The sequence below is a fragment of the Acidobacteriota bacterium genome (genome assembly GCA_034211275.1).
GTDB lineage: Bacteria > Acidobacteriota > Thermoanaerobaculia > Multivoradales > JAHZIX01 > JAGQSE01.
Genome location: JAXHTF010000144.1, coordinates 1 through 17,298, shown reverse-complemented (window position 1 = coordinate 17,298; position 17,298 = coordinate 1). Strand labels below are relative to the sequence as shown.

Sequence of the window (17,298 nt, the reverse complement as noted above, 5' to 3'; positions counted from 1 at the left end):
GTCATATCGCTCCTTAAACCAGACGAGCGACCCACGAAGAAATTCGGTAGTCGCCTGCGACTCACGCTCGCGCTCACGATTAGCAACAAAAATATACCTCAATGCGAGCAAAGCTATTGAAAACAGAAAAGTCAGCGACAGCACGCAAGACAGGAAGACTACAAATTGATCAAACCCGCTCCCGGGAGCCGAGGGCCCCATGAAGGTGAACAGACCATTTGTAACGATCAGCGCCGGTACCATTGCCAAAAGAGAGATGCAGCCAACCGGCCCACACCCTAAACCTACGCGGAAGAAATTAGAGACATCAAACTGAAAAGGCCTGGCCTCGACAAAGAACTGTCCATACCTCTCCATAAGCCAAAAGCTCCACAAGGAATTATCAGAAATTCTTCAGAAGCTAGCACAGCCTAGACATAGCCCCTACACCACCCTAAGAAAGCGAAAGTCGAAGAGAGCACCCATCTCCATCTTGCTGGCAGCACTGGGCTAATAAGTCCAACCCAAGACCTTTAAGAGCCCAAACCCCCACCGAAAGAAGACTAGTATAGAGATACAACCTGGTCAAGAAATAAGCAGCGCAAATAGTAACTTTAATTATAAAATAAATTTCCTGCACTGGACGGAAGCTCCCAACCCTCAAACATTAAACCGAAAATGCACCACATCCCCATCCTGCACCACATACTCCTTCCCCTCACTCCGCAGCCGGCCGGCTTCCTTTGCGGCCTGCTCGCCGCCGAGGGCTAGGAAGTCTTCGTAGGAGATGACTTCGGCGCGGATGAAGCCGCGTTGGAAGTCGGTGTGGATTTTGCCGGCGGCTTGGGGGGCGGTGGCGCCAATGGGGATGGTCCAGGCGCGGACTTCTTTGGGGCCGGCGGTGAAGAAGGTGTGGAGGCCGAGGAGCTCGTAGCCGGCGCGGATGACGCGGTCGAGGCCGGGCTCTTCCATGCCGAGGTCGGCGAGGAACTCCTGGCGCTCGTCGTCGTCGAGCTCGGCGATCTCCGCTTCTAGTTTGTTGCAGATCTCCACCACCACGGCGTCTTCCTCCGCGGCGATGGCGCGGACGGCGTCGAGGTGGGGGTTGTTTTCGAAGCCGTCCTCGTCGACGTTGGCGATGTACATGGTGGGCTTCAAGGTCAGCAGGTGCAGGGGGCGGAGGGTTTTGCGCTCTTCGGGGGTGAGGGGGAAGGAGCGCAGGGGCTTGGTCTCGTCCAGGTGCGGCTGGATCTTCTCCAGCACCGCCTTGAGGGCGATGGCTTCCTTGTCACCGCCCTTGGCGTTGCGGGTGGCGCGCTGGTGGGCCTTCTCCACCGTTTCCAGGTCTGCCAGGGCCAGCTCGGTGTTGATCACCGCGATGTCGTCGGCGGGGCTGATCTGGGCGGAGACGTGGACCACGTTGTCATTCTCGAAACAGCGCACCACGTGGGCGATGGCGTCGGCCTCGCGGATGTTGGCGAGGAATTGATTGCCCAGGCCCTCACCCTTGGAGGCACCCTTCACCAGGCCGGCGATGTCGACGAACTCCATGGTGGTGGGGAGGGTCTTCTGGGGCTGCACCAGGTCGGCGATTTTGTACAAGCGCGGATCCGGCACCGGAACCACGCCGGTGTTGGGCTCGATGGTGCAGAAGGGGAAGTTTTCCGCCGCGATGCCGGAGCGGGTGAGAGCGTTGAACAGGGTCGATTTGCCCACATTGGGCAGGCCCACGATGCCGCAGTTGAATCCCATGATGTCGATCCAGAAGTTGAACGGCCTGCTGGGAGGCCGGATTTTGAGTTGGGTCGGCCCTTCGCTGGAAAGAGCTCAAACGCGAAGCACTAGAGGCTATCAGGTCTTGGAAGGAGAGGCATCCGGCCGCGGCATCTCCCCCGCCGCCAACGCCTGATGCAGGTCCTGCAAGGAGCGGGCGTCGAGGCCGTCGCGGCGCATGGCGGCGATGCCTTCGACGGCGGCGCGGGCGCCGGAGAGGGTGGTGATGCAGGGGATGTCGTAGCGCAGGGCGGTTTGACGGATGACCTTGTCGTCCTGGTGCGACTCGCGGCCCAGGGGGGTGTTGATCACCAGGTCGATCTCGCCGTTGATCAGGTGATCCGCCACGTGGGGGCGGGTCTCGTGGACCTTGCGAATGGGCTTGACGGTGATCCCCTGCTCCGTCAGATAGCGGGCGGTGCCGTGGGTGGCCACCAGGTGGAAGCCGAGCTGGCGCAGGCGCAGGGCGGTGGGCAGCAGGGCTTCTTTGTCGTGGTCGTGGACGGAGAGGAAGGCGGTGCCCTTCAAGGGCAGCTTGTGGCCGGCGCCGAGCCAGGCCTTGGCGAAGGCGCTGCCGAAGCTGGCGCTGTGGCCCATGACCTCGCCGGTGCTCTTCATCTCCGGGCCCAGCACCGGGTCGACGCCGGGGAAGCGGCGGAAGGGGAAGACCGGGGCCTTGACGAAGATTCCCGGCACCGGCGGCTCCTCGGTGAAGCCCAGATCCTCCAAGGTCTTCTCCCCGGCCATCACCAGCGATGCCAGCCGCACCAGGGGCACCCCCACCGCCTTGGCGATGAAGGGCACGGTGCGGGAGGCGCGGGGGTTGACCTCGAGAACGTAGACCTGGCCCTCGTGGAGAGCGAATTGAACGTTCATCAAGCCCACCACGCCAAGGCGCAGAGCCAGGCGGCGGGCGATGAGGCGCATCTCTTCGAGCTGCTCGTCGCCGACGCGGTAGGGCGGCAGCACCGCCGCCGAGTCGCCGGAGTGGATGCCCGCCTCCTCGATGTGTTGGAGGATGCCGCCGACCACCGCAGTCTTGCCGTCAGAGAGCAGGTCGAGGTCGACCTCGAAGGCGTCTTCCAGGAAGCGGTCCAGCAGCACCGGAGCGCCCTCGGAGACCAGCGAGGCCTCCTGGATATAGCGGGCCAGGGTGCCTTCGGAGTAGCAGATGGCCATGGCGCGGCCGCCGAGGACGTAGCTCGGGCGTACCAGCAACGGGAAGCCGATGCGCCGCGCCGCCTCCAGGGCTTCCTCGACGGAGGACGCCATGGCGTTCTCCGGACAGCGGATGCCCTCCTCCTCCAGCAGCGCCCCGAAACGCTCCCGATCCTCCGCCAGGTCGATGGCATCCGGCGGCGTACCCAGGATCGGCACTCCCGCCGCTTCCAGGCCGCGGGCGAGCTTGAGGGGCGTTTGGCCACCGAGCTGGACGATGACCCCCTGGGGCTTCTCGCGCTCGATGATGGCCAGCACGTGCTCCAAGGTCAGGGGCTCGAAGTAGAGGCGGTCGGAGGTGTCGTAGTCGGTGGAGACGGTCTCCGGGTTGCAGTTGACCATGATGGTCTCGTACCCGGCGTCGGAGAGCGCGTAGGCGGCGTGGACGCAGCAGTAGTCGAATTCGATGCCCTGGCCGATGCGGTTGGGGCCGGAGCCGAGGATGAGGATCTTGGGCCGGTCGTCGGCGTCGATCTCGTCCTCCTCGCCGTAGGTCGAGTAGAGATAGGGCGTGGTGGCGGGGAACTCGGCGGCGCAGGTGTCGACGCGCTTGTAGACCCGCCGGAGCCCAGCGGCATCCAGCGCCTCCTGGAGCTCCTCGGCACCGCAGCCCAAGAGGGTGCGCAGGCGGGTGTCGGAGAGGCCGGCCTCTTTGGCCCGGCGGAGGAGGATCTTGGAGGCGCCCTCCAACCCCGCCTCCTGCACCGCCGCCTCCAGCTGCACGATCTCCTGAATCTGATGCAGGAACCAGGGGTTGATCTGGGTGGACTCCGCCACCCGCTCCACCGTCCAGCCGTGGCGCAGTGCCGCGAAGACGGCGAAGAGGCGCTGCCAGTTGGGGGTCACCAACCGCCGGCGTAGCTCCAAGTCGTCGGTCATCTGAGCTTCGATGGAGGCACCGTCGCCGTCCAGCTCCAGCGAGGCCATGCCCTTGAGCAAAGCCTCCTGGAAGTTCGAGCCCAGGGCCATGACCTCGCCGACGGATTTCATCGAGGTGCCCAGCACCGGCTGAGTCTGGGGGAATTTTTCGAACGCCCAGCGGGGGATCTTGACCACCGTGTAGTCGAGACTCGGCTCGAAGGCGGCGTAGGTCTCGCCGGTGATGTCGTTGGGAATCTCGTCGAGGGTGTAGCCCACCGCCAGCAGGGCGGCGATCTTGGCGATGGGAAAGCCGGTGGCCTTGGACGCCAGGGCCGAGCTGCGGGAGACCCGGGGATTCATCTCGATGACCACCCGCTCGCCGGTCTCGGGGTTGACGGCGAATTGGATGTTGGAGCCGCCGGTGGCCACCCCCACCCGCCGAATCACCCGGAAGGCGTCGTCGCGCATCTCCTGGTATTCGCGGTCCGAGAGAGTCTGCTGCGGCGCCACGGTGACGGAGTCGCCGGTGTGGACGCCCATGGCGTCGATATTCTCCACCGAGCACACCACGATGGCGTTGTCGGCGCGGTCCCGGATAACCTCCAGCTCGAATTCCTTCCAGCCCAGCACCGAGGCTTCCAGCAGGGCCTGATGGGCCGGGCTCGCCTGCAGCGCGGTGGAGACCACCTCTTCGAATTCATCGCGGTTGTAGGCGACGCCGCCGCCCTCGCCGCCGAGGGTGAAGCTGGGACGGATGATGATCGGGTAGCCGATCTGGACGGCCAGCTCCCGCGCCTCCCGGCGGCTGTTGGCGATGCCGCTCTTCGGCACCTGGAGGCCGATCTCCAGCATCGCTGCCTTGAACTGCTGGCGGTCTTCCCCCAGCTGCAGCGCGGCAATATTCGCCCCCAGAAGCTCGACGTTGAAGCGTTCGAGGACGCCGCTGCGGTCCAGCGCCACCGCCAGATTGATACCGGTCTGACCACCCACCGTCGGCAGCAGGGCGTCGGGGCGCTCGCGCTCGATGATCTTCGCCACCATGGGCGGAGTCAGGGGCTCGACGTAGGTGACGTCGGCGAACTCCGGGTCGGTCATGATGGTGGCCGGGTTGGAGTTGACCAGGATGACCCGGTAGCCCTCCCGGCGCAGCACGCGGCACGCCTGGGTTCCGGAGTAGTCGAACTCGCAGGCCTGGCCGATGACGATGGGGCCGGAGCCCACGATGAGGATCGAGTGGATGTCGGTGCGTTTCGGCATTTGGCGGTGGAGTTTACCCTAGATTCCGCGGCCGCGGGACAGCCCGACCTGGAGGGGTAGGGTCCTGACCTGCAGCTTGCCTGGAGAAGTCGAGGGTTCACATTCCCTATTCGCGAGCACTCCGAAGTTGGTCACTCCCGCGAAAGCGGAAAGGACGACGGTGGTGACAGCGAGGAGAAGTGAAACAGGAAATGGCTGTGGTTTCAGCACCTCCACCCGGGGATCCAATCCCCGGGCTACTCAAATTCCGCCGGCTCCGCCGGCTCCGGAACGCAAGATCGGTGGATCGAGATTCTGGGAGCCGGATTCATCCGGCGGCGTCCTGGGTAGCCCCGGGATTGATCCCGGGGCGGAGCCGCCTCGTCGACTCACACCTCCTACCCGCGCAAATGACGAAGGTCCAGGGTTACTGATCTCGAACCTACCGGTCGCCTCAGGCGAAGAGCCTGTCTCATCTCATCCCGTTCGATCCGCCGGCTAGTAGACGGTTCCGGTACTTGATTGAATCCGTTCAACCCTCGCCGCGGCGCTCTTCCGCCGGGAACTTCATGCCCAGGTAGGTTCCACCGCTGATGCCCATCAGGCCCAGCAGTCCGATGGGGATGTCGGGCATGGCCAGATTGCGCACCACGTTGAGGACGAAGAAGCCCCCCACCACCAGCGTCCACACCACGATCTGGAAGCAATAGAAGGCGACGTGACCGCTGGGTCCGGAGAGGACGTCCATCAACAAGCCTCGGGAGCGAGGCTGGGGAGGGGGAGGCTCCTCTGCGGCCTCCTCGGCACCCTCTTCCCTCTCCTCCATCCCTTCGTCGATGATCTCCGATCCCATGTAGGTACCGGCGGCGATGGTCATCAGGCCCAGGACCGAGGACGGGATCGCCGCCATGTCACCGGCCAGGATGGAGATGAAGAGGAAGCTGCCGAGGATCAGGAAGAACCACCACGCCACCTGCACCCGCGCCAGGCTGTAGGGCGCCCGCCGCCGGGCCGCCCGGTCGGTCCCGGGTTCGACGCTCTCGCGCAGAATGCCGGTGCGCCGGTTGAGCCACAGGAAGGCGAAGAAGGAGACCACCAGAACACCAACCGCGGCGCTCAGAATCTCCGGCGGCACCAGCCGCAGGATGCGGTCCCGGTTGCCGCGCACTTCCGTGGGCAGAGGGTCTTCGCCCTTCAATCCCAGGGTCACGTCCACCCGCGCCGAAAGCCCCTCCCGCTCCGCCAAGAGATCGAGCCAAACCTTCTCCCCGGCGCGGTCGATGCGCCAGAGCTGGAACCAGACGGCTTCCGACTGGAGCAGGCAGCGCTCCGGCTGGAGACTCTGAATGGGCTGGCCGTCGAGGTAGAGGCGGAGGTCGTAACAGCTCTCGGCGTCCGCTCCGATGAGCGCCTTCAATCCCTCGACCTTCACCGCCAAGGTCTCGTGCAGCTCCAGATGATCCGGCGCCGGCCCTGCCTGCTCCGCCGGCGCCGCATCCACGACCCGCGGGATCTTGGGGGACGACTCGGCCGAGACGGGGGCCCCGGAAGCCGAAACAGGGGACGCCGTTGCCGGTTCCGCGGGAGCGGAGGGCTCCTGCGCCGCCACGGCGATGCCCAGCGTCATCGAGAAGAGCGTCAGGAGCGTGGCCGAGGCCACCACCGAAGACCGGCGAAGCGCGGATGGGATGAATCGCAAGGGGTGCCCTCCGAGGGTCAGAATGCAACTCACGGATGCGGGCTCTCGAACTCCGGTGGCAGCAGCCGGCCGGGCATGTCCGCCAGCACGTAGCCCATGATGCCGAGCATGGCGATGGCGCGGCGGAAGGCCGTGGGGTCCACCTTGTCCAGGGTGTCGGCGTTGGTGTGGTGCCAGTCGAAGTAATGCTCGCCGACGGTGCGTAGGGCGAGGCCCGGCACGCCGTCACGCATCAGCGGTCCGATGTCCGCACCGCCGCCGCCGGACGTGATCTCATCCGCCTCGATGGCCGCCAGCAGCTGGGCGATGTCCCGCAGGGTATCCATGGCGGCGGCGAAGTCGGGGCTGTCGGCCTCCGGATCCTCGCTGTCGCGGCCGACGCCGGCCCAGCCCAGGGCGAAGCCCACCGGCATCTCCGCTCCGCCGTCCATCTCGATGGCGGCGACGTGCTGCCTCACCGCTTCCCCCAGGTTCTCGTGATAGGCCCGGCCGCCGGCCAGGCCATTCTCCTCATTAGTCCACAGCACCACCCGCAGAGTGCGCCGGGGCTGCAGGCCGAGCTGATGGATCAGCGCCAGCGCCCGCCAGGCGGCGACGCAGGCAGCACCGTCGTCGTGAGCGCCCTGGCCCACGTCCCAGGAGTCGTAGTGGCCGCCCATGACCACCACCTCTTCCGGCTTCTCGCGGCCGGGGATCTCCACTACCAGGTTGGCGGAGAGAGCGTCCTCCAGCGTCTTGGCTTCCATCTTCAGCCGCACCGTCACTTCCTGGCCCAACGCCTCCATGCGCTTGAACCACTCGCTATCCTCCGGGGTCATGGAAGCTGCGGGGATCTGGGGCTGCTCGTCGTCGTAGCGCAGGGCGCCGGTGTGGGGCGTGTCGAGGCTGCTGCCGGTGGCGGAGCGCACCAGGACCGCCACCGCTCCCAGCGCCGCCGCCCGGGAAGCCCCTCGGCTGCGGTAGGCGACGGTGCCGCGATAGCCCACCCAGGGCACCGCGTAGGCCACGATCTTGCCCTCCACCGCCTCGCGGCCCAGGGCCTCCAGCTCGTCGAAGCTCTCCACCACCACCACCGGCGCGGTGATGCCCTCCGGCGGCGTGCCGACGCTGCGGCCGAGGCCCAGGATGTTGAGCCGCCGGGGCCGCGGCGCCAGCACCTCCGCACTCTCGTCACCGCGCACCCAATGCGGCACCATCACCGGCTGCCGGTGAGCGGTGTCGAGGCCGTCCTCGCGCATCCGCTGCAGCGCCCAGTCGATGGCTTCCTCGAGCTGCGGTGAGCCGCTCAAGCGATGGCCGATGACGGTGGTCAGGTAGGTCAGATCCCGCCACCCCTGCTCATCCACCAACGCAGCGCCGAGAATCTGCCCGGCGGGCTCCTGGTAGATCTCGGCGAGGGACCGTTCCTGGGTCTCCGCCGGCGTCGCCGAGACCGGGACACCGGCGGCACAGAGAAGAGCGAGGGCGACGAGGATCGAGGCGATGGAGCGCATGGGACCTCCTGATGGGTTGACTGGGGAGGCCCTAGGATACTCGCGAATGCACCCTCAGAACACCACCCGCACCCCCAGCTGGATCTGCCGCGGGTCGCCGAGGCCGCTGGTGACGGTGCCGTCGAAGTTGAAGATCAGGTTGGTGACCTCCGGCGTGCGAAAGTTCTCGCTGTTGAAGACGTTGAAGACGTCGACGATGCCCTCGACCTGGACATTGCCCACCTGGAACAGCTTCGACACCCGCAGATTGAGGCTGGAGAACTTGTTGTCCTTGCGCCCCAGGTTGCGCCGGGTCACCGTGCCGTCGTCGTTGATGCGGTCCTGGGGAGTCTCCGCCACCGTGCCGTCCTCGGTGATGGAAAGGGGCTGGGGCGAGCGGTAGGAGTAGCTCGCGTTGACCTGGATCCCCCACGGCGCCTGCCACAGCACCCACGCGTTGAAGCGGTCCCGCTGATCGCGGTCGGAATAGCTCCACTCCTTGTCCAGATCGGTGATGCGGGCGTAGCGGAAGGAGAACGGATCGCGCTCGTTGTCGTCGTTGGATCGGTCCTTGGAATAGGTGTAATAGGCCTGCATCTGCACCTTGCCCCGGCGCTTGGTGATGCCGAAGGTATAGCCCTGGTACAGGCTGTCGGCGGAGGACTCCACCGTGGTCAAGTTGTTGATGCCGTTGCTGCCGTCGGGGCCCAAGCCGGTGCTCCAGGGGGATCCCAGGAGCGGATCGTTGCGGTTGACGAAGCGAGTCAGATGCTTGGTGCGGGCGTAATTGAACTTCACCAGCCCGACCCAGCCGGGGATGAACTCCCGCTCCACGGCGATGGCGGCGGCGGTGGTCTCCGGGTTCTGGAAGTCCTTGTCGAAGACGAAGACGTCGGGCAGCACCGGATCGCCGATCTGGTCCGCCGGAATCAGGTCCCCATACGCCGGCGGAGCCCCCAGGAAGGGCGTGGCGGCGCTGCTGCGAAACAGGCTCTGCCCGCGGCTGCCATCGGTGGAGCGGCTGGAGGCCAGCACCAGGCCTGGGATGCGGGCGTAGTAAATCCCGGCGTTGGCCCGCACCACCGTCTTGCCGTCGCTCCACGGGTCCCAGGTCACCCCCAGCCGCGGCTGCCACAGATCCTCGTCGGAGGGGATGTCGCCGTTGGAGGGAAACTCCTGCGGTCCGGCCTCGGTGGTCACCGTCTGGCCGATGAAATCGGCGTAGAAGAGCTCATCCCGGGGGGTGATCAAATCCGGCTGGATCTGGGCCTCCCAGCGCAGGCCGTAGGTCACCGTCAGGTTGGAACGGGGCTGCCAGGTGTCCTGAACGAACACCGCCGGCTCCTCCTGGGTGATGGTCTGGGTCCCCGCCTGCTCCACCGTCAGGCCCCCGACGCCGGCCTGCTGCAGATAGAGCAGCACCGGCCCGGTGATGTCCGTGCCCGCCGGGCAAACGCCGGCGAAGGACGAGCTGCCGTCGGAGCATTCCACGTAATCGGGATTCTCCAGATAGTTGAGGAAGCCGTCGGTGGAGCTGAAGATGAAGCGGCCGTTGGCGAAGCCGAGGAAGGTCTGAAAGGCCTCGGTGCGGTTGTACTCCACCCCGGCCTTGATGGTGTGCTGATTCTTCAGCCAGGTGAGGTTGTTGTTGATCTGGTAGCGGGTGTCGTCGTAGATCACCGGGATGAAGAAGGGCATGCCGAAGCGATAGCCGCGGAGGAAGTCGAAGGCGGTGTCCGGAAAGGGGCGGCCGGTGGCGGGATTGATGGGCCCCTCGTAGGGCCGCGGGCGATCCTCCACGGCGTATTGGAAACGCAGCTCGTTGAGCAGGTTACTGGACAGATTGGAGACCAACGAGCCGCTCCAGGCCCGGGAGGAATCCTGCTCCACCGCGTTGGCGCTGCGACCCCAGGAATCGACGTCGAAGGTGCCGTTCACCTGCTCCGAGTCGGTGTAGTTGAACCGTAGGGTGAAGAGCTGGTTCTGGCGGGCGTGCCAGTCGACCTTGGCCAGGAACGCGGCGTTGTCGTTGGTGCGGCCGATGGGCAGATTCTCTCCGGGGCTGCCGAGATCGGCGTAGGCGTCCACCACCCGCGGCTCGATGCGCGCCGGATCGTTTTGTTTGGTCTCCGAAGCGTCCTGATAGTCCAGGGCGGTGAAGAAGAAGAGCTCGTTGCGCTGCAGCGGGCCACCGAGGGTGAAGCCCACCTGGGTCTGGTCGGCGTCGAACTCCGGTTCCCGGGTGCCGTCCTGACGCTTCGCCCGGGCGGCCAGGGAATCGTCCAGATAGTAGGTGTGGGCGGTGCCGGCGAGGGTGTTGGTACCGGATTTGGTCACCACGCTGACGAAGCCCGAGGAGGAGCGGCCGAACTCTGCCGGTGCGCCGTCGGGCACCACCACGAACTCCTGCACCGCGTCCAGGTTGAAGGTGAAGGCCGGCCGCTGGCCGCCCCGCTGCTCGCCGAAGAAGGGGTTGTTGAAGTCGGCACCGTCCACCGAGATGTTGTTCTGGATGCCCTTCTGACCGTTGATGGTGAGCTCCTCGCCGTCCGGCCCCTGGACCACCGCCACCCCGGGGGTGAGCTTGGTGAGCTCGAGGAAGTTGCGGTTGGTGGTGGGCAGCCCTTCCAGGGCCTCGCGATCGATGGTGACGGAGTTCTCGGTCTTGGCGGTGTCGATGAGGGGCGCCTCGCCGCGGACCACGATCTCCTCCTCCACCGCCGACACCTGCAGGGTCAGCCGCAGGGACACGGTGCGCCCAACGGTGAGCTCGATGCCCTCGCGCACCAGGGTGGTGAAGCCGGCCAGCTCGACCGTGACCTTGTAGGGCCCCAGGGGCAGCAGCACAGCGCGGAAACGCCCCTGATCGTTGGTGATCTGAACCTGGGTGAAGTTGGTGGCGGTATTCACCAACGTCACGGTCGCCCCGGGCAGCACGGCACCGGATTCATCCACCACCTCGCCTTCGATCACTCCGGTGGTGGCCTGAGACTGGGCGGGGGCTCCGGGAGCCCACAGACCGAGCGCCAGGAGCAATCCAAGAAGCAGTGCGGTCTTCTTCCAGCAGCGCAGGATCATGAGAACCCTCCTTCCTTGCGAGCCTATCGAGGTCGTGGGCCTTTCGAGGTCATGGGCCTACCGAGGTCCTGGGCCTTTCGAGGTCCTGGGCAGACTTGAGATTCCAACGATTTGTGACCTCATCGTAACTCGCAGCCCGCGGCTTTGCAGCAAGAAGAAGATTGCGCATAGCTGCTGTAACACGGTATCCAGACTGCCCTTCTCCCCGCTTCGACAGAGCCTACGAGCGCGCAAGTGCTAAGCTTAGCCTCAAATATCCGTCCAGTCCGCGTCCAAGCCACGATCTGTTCGACACTCGCAACGCCCGATTCGGGGGCGGGAGCACACCGTATGAACTCCATCCGCTGCAGCCTCGGGCTCATCGTCACCGCGCTTCTTCTACTCACCGTCGGCTGCGGCCAGGAAGAAGCGTCCTGGGCCCGCTTCCACGGTTCCGACGGGCAGGGGATCGCCGAGGTCGAAGGCCTGCCGGTGACCTGGAACGCGGAGGGCCAAGGGGTCCGATGGAGAACCGAGGTCCCCGGCCGCGGCAATTCCTCACCGGTGGTGCACTCCGGCCGCATCTTTCTGACCACCGCCGTGGAGGCGGAGGAACCCACCCCCCAGGGCCGCCGGCGCTTTCACCGCATCGTCCTGGCCTACGACCTGGCCAGCGGCGAGAAGCTGTGGCAGACCCAGCTCTTCACCGCTCCCGAGGAGCCCAAACACCGCATGAACACCTTCGCCGCACCGACTCCAGTGACCGACGGTGAGCGGGTCTACGCCTTCTTCGGCGAGGTCCTGGCGGCCCTCGATCTGGACGGCCAGGTGATGTGGCAGCAACAGGTGGACCCCCGCTTCATCGCCGAATCCCACTACGGAGCGGCGAGCTCGCCGGTGCTCACCGAGGACTCGGTGATCCTCTTCCAAGATCGGGAGGTGGTGGCGGACGATCAGCAGGGCTGGCTGGGAGCGTTCTCGAAGGACAACGGCGAGGAGCTGTGGCGCATCCACTGGGACAACAGCTGCTGCGCCTACACCACCCCACTGGTAGTCGACCGCGGCGCCGGCGAGGAGCTCTACGTCGCCCACTCCGGTTCCATCGCCGCCTACTCCGCCGCCACCGGCGAGGAGTTTTGGCGCGAGGCAGTGCCCATCAACCAGCTGGTGTCCAGCCCGGTCCTCGAGGGCGACATGCTGGGCATCTCCGGCGGCGCCCACGGGGTCCGCCACACCCGCTTCTTCCAGCTCGCCGGCAGCGGCGCGGAGACCACCCGCGAGATGCTTTGGGAGGATCCCCGCCAGGCCCCCCACACCGCCAGTCCGGTGCTCTACAACGGCCTGTTCTTCGCGGTCACCGACAAAGGAGTGGTCACCTGCTGGGACGCCCAGACGGGAGAGGTCTACTGGCAGGAACGCCTCGAGCAATGGCACAACCGAGTCTCCCTGGTGGCCGGCGATGGCAAGGTCTACGTACCCTCCACCTGGGGCCGCACCTCAGTGTTGGCAGCGAGCCAGGAATTCCAATTACTGGGCCAAAACGACCTCGACGGCACCAAGTGCAACGCCTCGCCGGCCATCGCCGACGGCTGTCTGCTGCTGCGCACCGGCGGCCATCTATGGTGTATCGACGGCACCAGCACCAGCGATTTCCCCAGCCCCGCCGATCAAGAAGAAGCCCCACAAGAAGAGGCGGATCAGGGAGCGGCGGACGAGAGTGCCTCCGGCGAAGGCGACGCTAGCGACGAGGACGCCTGAGGGCCGCCTTCCACCCCCGCCGCGATGCGCGGCAGCACTAGCCGCAGCAGCTCCGTCAGAACCTGCTGGCGCCGCGGCCCCACGTGCTCCCCCTCCACCCACAGCAGCTCCTTGGGCTCCCGAGCCGCCGCATAGAGGCTGGCGACGCAGCTCCGGGGGATGCGCTCGTCGTCCTCGGCGTTGATCATCACCAGCGGCCGGGGGGCGACCTCCGCGGCGTAGAGCTCCGGCTGCAGCTGGGCCAGCAACGTTCCGCCCACAAACTTCGCCGGAGGGCCCAAGAACGGATTCTGCACCTCTTCGGGCAGATTGAAGGCGAGCATGGCGGGAAGATCGCCGCCGCCGTGGATGGACCACACGCGGGAGATCCGCTCATCCAGCGCCCCGGTGATCACCGCCAGCGGCGCGCCCAAGCTGACCCCCAGCATCTCCACCCGCCCAGAGTCCACCGACGGCCGCGGCAGCAGATGGTCCAAGGTCAGGCGCAGACAGGGCGGAGCGTCCAGCAGCGCCCCCCGAATGGCCGGCAGCGCCGTGGCCACCTCCAGCCCCTTGGGCTTGGCAGGGCCGTGGTAGGGGTAGGAAAGCGCCGCCACCACGAAGCGGTCGTCCGGCGGCAATAGCTCCACCGCGTCCCGGCCGGTGCGATGGCCACCGAGGATGAGCACCAGGGGCCGAGGCTCGGCATCGACGGCGCTGGCGGCCTCGACGGCGCTGGTGGGCGTGCGCACCGCCATCTCGCAGCGCAGGCCGCTGGTGGAGGTCAAACGCCAGCGCTCGGTGACGAAGCCTTCCCCCTCCGCAGCCGACTCCCGCTCCGCTCCCGACAGCTCGCCGTACCGCTCCTCGAAGCGAGGCCCAGCGTCGCGGGTGAGCACGAACCAAGCCACAACGGCGAAGATCAAAACGCCGTTGAGGAGCAGTCCCAAGGCGGCCAAAGCACGAATGCGAAGCTTCTTGGAGAATGACACCGGGGGGCTCGGGGCCCCCTCGGAATGGGCTGCTGCGGACGAGCTCAAGATCCTGGAATTCTAACATTTTGGGCAAAGAGCCGGTCCCGCTTCGGCCACTGCCGTGAACCAGCCAGCTGGCCCTGAAAGCCCTGCCCTTCTGTGACATTCCGGAAGAGACCGCAGATCGGCCCAACTTCTGAACCCGATCGCCGTATGATCTAATCTTCCTTGGACCGTCAACCAACCTTGCAACGATTTTACCCGAGGGGTCCCATGCATCTCTTCATCCGCCCATTCAGCTCGGTTCTGAGCATCTCGGTCTTCATCCTCAGCGGCTTTTTGGCCACAGCCTGTTCCGAGCCCTCCGAAAGCCCTTCCACTTCTACCCAACCAGCCACCACCAATCCCGCCGCAGCGGGCGAGCCGGTGGTCCTGGGAGTGATCCCCTGGTTCGAGCTCACCGACTCCTCGCAGCAACCCTACGGCCTCGACGAGCTGCGGGGGCAAGTGTGGATCGCCGGCTTCGCCGGTGACGACGACACGATGGAAACGCTGGCCCAGGACCTCGCCGGCAGCTCCTGGGGCGAAGAGGTTCAGCTGGTGAGCTTCGCCGCCGGCTCCGGTGGTCAGGAATCCGGCGGCTGGAAGGTGCTTTCCGGCTCTCCGGACCAGATGAAGCACCTGCGCGCCGCCCTCGACGAGGCTCGTCAGAAGGCGGGGGCTGCGGAGGGCGACCTCGCCCTCCTCGACCGTCTGGGCCGCATCCGGGGTTTCTTCTCCGACTCCGACGCCTTGCTCCAGAACGCCCAGGAAGTCACCGCGGAGATCAAGCCCTTCCCCTATCCGGCGGACATCATGAATCCGGCCTGGATGGAGGAGCGCCGGGAGGTCCAGCTGGGCTCCGCCAAGACCTTTGGCGTGCGCCATGACTTCCAGCTCACGGACCGCCTGCCGGAGTCCGGCATCACCTTCGTCAACCAGGTGACGGAAGACTCGGGCAAGCGCTACAAGACCAACCACTACGACCACGGCAACGGCGTCATCGCCGCCGACGTCGACGGCGACGGCCGGCAGGATCTCTACTTCACCACCCAGATCGGCAGCAACGAGCTGTGGCGCAACCTCGGCGACGGCCGCTTCGAGAACATCACCGAGGGCTCCGGCGTCGGCCTGGCGGATCGGGTGGGAGTGTCCGCCGCCTTCGGCGACATCGACAACGACGGCGACCCGGACCTCTTCACCACCTCCGTGCGCGGCGGCAACGCCCTCTTCGTCAACGACGGCAGCGGCGTCTTCACCGACATCACGGAGCAGGCCGGCGTCGGTCTCGAGGCCCATTCCTCCGGCGCGGTCTTCTTCGACTACGACCGCGACGGCCTCCTCGACCTCTTCGTCACCAACGTCGGCCGCTACACCACCGACGAGCAGGGCCCCGGCGGCTATTACATCGGCTACCAGATCGCCTTCGACGGCCACCTCAAGCCCGAACGGGCGGAGCGCAGCTACCTTTACCGCAACCTCGGCGAGAACAAATTCCAGGACGTGTCCGAGCAGGTGGGCCTGATGGAAGAAGGCTGGAACGGCGACGCCGCGGTGGTGGACTTCGACCAGGACGGCTGGATGGACCTGTTCATCAGCGACATGCAGGGGCACGACGAGTATTACCGCAACGACCGCGGCCAGCGCTTCGTCGACCAGAGCCGGCAGCTCTTCCCCGCCACCCCCTTCGGCACCATGGGCATCCAGATCTTCGACTTCGACAACGACGGACGCCTGGATATCTACCTCACCGACATGCACACCGACATGGTGCGCCACTTCCCGCCGGAGGAAGAGAAGGAGAAGCTCCCCGCCGACGAGATGATGGGTCCCGACGGCACCGGCTCCGACGGCAACCACGTCCTCGGCAACGCCTTCTTCCGCAATCTGGGCAACGGACAGTTCGAGGAGATCTCGGATCTCATCGGCGCCGAGAACTACTGGCCCTGGGGGCTGTCCAGCGGTGACCTCAACGCCGACGGCTGGGAGGACGCCTTCGTCGCCTCCAGCATGAGCTACGGCTGGCGCTACGCGGTGAACTCGGTGCTCCTCAACGAGAACGGCCAGCGCTTCCGGGACGCCGAGTTCATCCTCGGCGTCGAGCCCCGCCGCGGCGGCATCAACGGCATCCCGTGGTTCGAGCTCGACTGCTCCGGCGCCGACAGCGACCACTTCCACTGCCAGGGCCTGGAAGGCAAGCGAGAGGTCTGGGGCGCCCTCGGCAGCCGCTCGTCGCTGATCTGGGATCTGGACGAGGACGGCGACCTGGACGTGGTCACCAACGAGTTCCACGGCGAGCCCCTGGTGCTGATCAGCGACCTCGCCGACAACCATCCGATCCACTACCTGAAGGTCGATCCGGTGGGCACCGCCTCCAACCGCGACGGCATCGGCACCCGCGTCGTGGTCACCGCCGGCGGCCGCACCTTCACCAAGGTGCTGGACGGCAGCTCCGGCTACCTCTCCTTCTCGCCCCTGCCGCTCTACTTCGGCCTCGGCGAGGCGGAGACGGTGGACTCGATCCAGATCACCTGGCCCTCGGGCAAGACCCAAACCGTCCCCGGCCCCATCGAGAGCAACCAGCTGCTGACGGTGACCGAAGAAGGCTGAGGCCTCTGCAGCGGCTATCGTCTCTTCAATCCCAAGCGGGAGCCAGGCCCTCCGGCGAGATGATGCGACCGCCGGAATGGGCCAGGCCGAAGATGGTCTCCATCTCCTCCTTCGACAGACGGAAGTCGTAAACCTCGAGGTTCTGCCGGCAATGCTCCTCGCTGGAGGTGCGGGGAATGGCCACGACGCTATCCTGCTGGAGCAGCCAACGCAGCGCCACCTGATGCTCGCTCTTGCCGTGGCGGCGGGCGATTTCGGTGAGCTCCGGAGCGTCCGCCACCCCGCCCTGGGCCACCGGGCTGTAGGCGGTGAGCGCCATGCCGTGGTCGCGGACGGCGGCCAGCACGGCGGTCTGGTCGAGGAAGGGGTGATACTCCACCTGGTTGACCACCAGCGGCTCCTGGGTCGCCGCCCACGCCTTCTGCATCAAGGCGGTGTTGAAGTTGCTGATGCCGATGTGGCGAGCCCACTTCTTCTCCCACGCCTGGTTGAGGCGCTGCACCGTGGCTTCGAGGCTCGTGCCCTCGAAGCTCGGCCAGTGCAGCAGGAGCAGGTCCACCGAGTCGAGGCCCAGGCGCTCGAGGCTTCGCTGAACCGAGTCGTGGAATTCTCCTTCACCGAAGTGGTCGGGCCAGACCTTGGT

10 protein-coding genes are annotated in these 17,298 nt (G+C 66.2%); 2 read left to right on the top strand and 8 right to left on the bottom strand.

Features of this window, described 5'->3' with window-relative positions; genetic code table 11:
• The 6 genes from SX243_18675 to SX243_18650 form a co-directional block, all read right to left on the bottom strand.
• The coding region (locus SX243_18675; GenBank protein ID MDY7095003.1) for a hypothetical protein at positions 1–357 on the bottom strand (357 nt) is incomplete at its 3' end.
• A 282-nt stretch (positions 358–639) separates the two neighbouring features.
• Complete coding sequence (ychF, locus tag SX243_18670; GenBank protein MDY7095002.1) at positions 640–1,731, bottom strand: redox-regulated ATPase YchF; 1,092 nt, start codon at positions 1,729–1,731, stop codon at positions 640–642.
• A 99-nt stretch (positions 1,732–1,830) separates the two neighbouring features.
• Complete coding sequence (gene carB, locus SX243_18665) at positions 1,831–5,088, bottom strand: carbamoyl-phosphate synthase large subunit (GenBank protein ID MDY7095001.1); 3,258 nt, start codon at positions 5,086–5,088, stop codon at positions 1,831–1,833.
• 511 nt (positions 5,089–5,599) lie between these two features.
• The gene (locus tag SX243_18660) at positions 5,600–6,766 is read right to left on the bottom strand and encodes a hypothetical protein (GenBank protein ID MDY7095000.1); all 1,167 of its coding nucleotides are present in this window, start codon (positions 6,764–6,766) and stop codon (positions 5,600–5,602) included.
• A gap of 29 nt (positions 6,767–6,795) precedes the next feature.
• A complete protein-coding gene (locus SX243_18655; GenBank protein MDY7094999.1) occupies positions 6,796–8,259 on the bottom strand; it encodes a M20/M25/M40 family metallo-hydrolase in 1,464 nt (487 codons plus the stop codon).
• Between the two features lie 54 nt (positions 8,260–8,313).
• Positions 8,314–11,316, bottom strand: a complete 3,003-nt coding sequence (locus tag SX243_18650; GenBank protein ID MDY7094998.1) for a TonB-dependent receptor — start codon at positions 11,314–11,316, stop codon at positions 8,314–8,316.
• Positions 11,317–11,646: 330 nt separating this feature from the next.
• On the opposite strand from SX243_18650, the gene SX243_18645 reads away from it, so the two are divergent.
• A complete protein-coding gene (locus SX243_18645; protein ID MDY7094997.1) occupies positions 11,647–13,053 on the top strand; it encodes a PQQ-binding-like beta-propeller repeat protein in 1,407 nt (468 codons plus the stop codon).
• On the opposite strand, the gene SX243_18640 is transcribed toward SX243_18645, so the two are convergent.
• Positions 12,993–14,024: a hypothetical protein gene (locus tag SX243_18640; protein MDY7094996.1), complete on the bottom strand. Its 1,032-nt coding sequence runs from the start codon at positions 14,022–14,024 to the stop codon at positions 12,993–12,995. The two genes, SX243_18645 and SX243_18640, sit on opposite strands and share 61 nt — an antisense overlap.
• 255 nt (positions 14,025–14,279) lie before the next feature.
• On the opposite strand from SX243_18640, the gene SX243_18635 reads away from it, so the two are divergent.
• On the top strand, positions 14,280–16,655 hold the full coding sequence (locus tag SX243_18635; GenBank protein MDY7094995.1) for an FG-GAP-like repeat-containing protein: 2,376 nt from the start codon (positions 14,280–14,282) through the stop codon (positions 16,653–16,655).
• Positions 16,656–16,680: 25 nt separating this feature from the next.
• Here SX243_18635 and SX243_18630 read toward each other — a convergent pair.
• Positions 16,681–17,298 (bottom strand): aldo/keto reductase (locus SX243_18630; GenBank protein MDY7094994.1); only part of this gene is annotated, 618 nt, incomplete at its 5' end.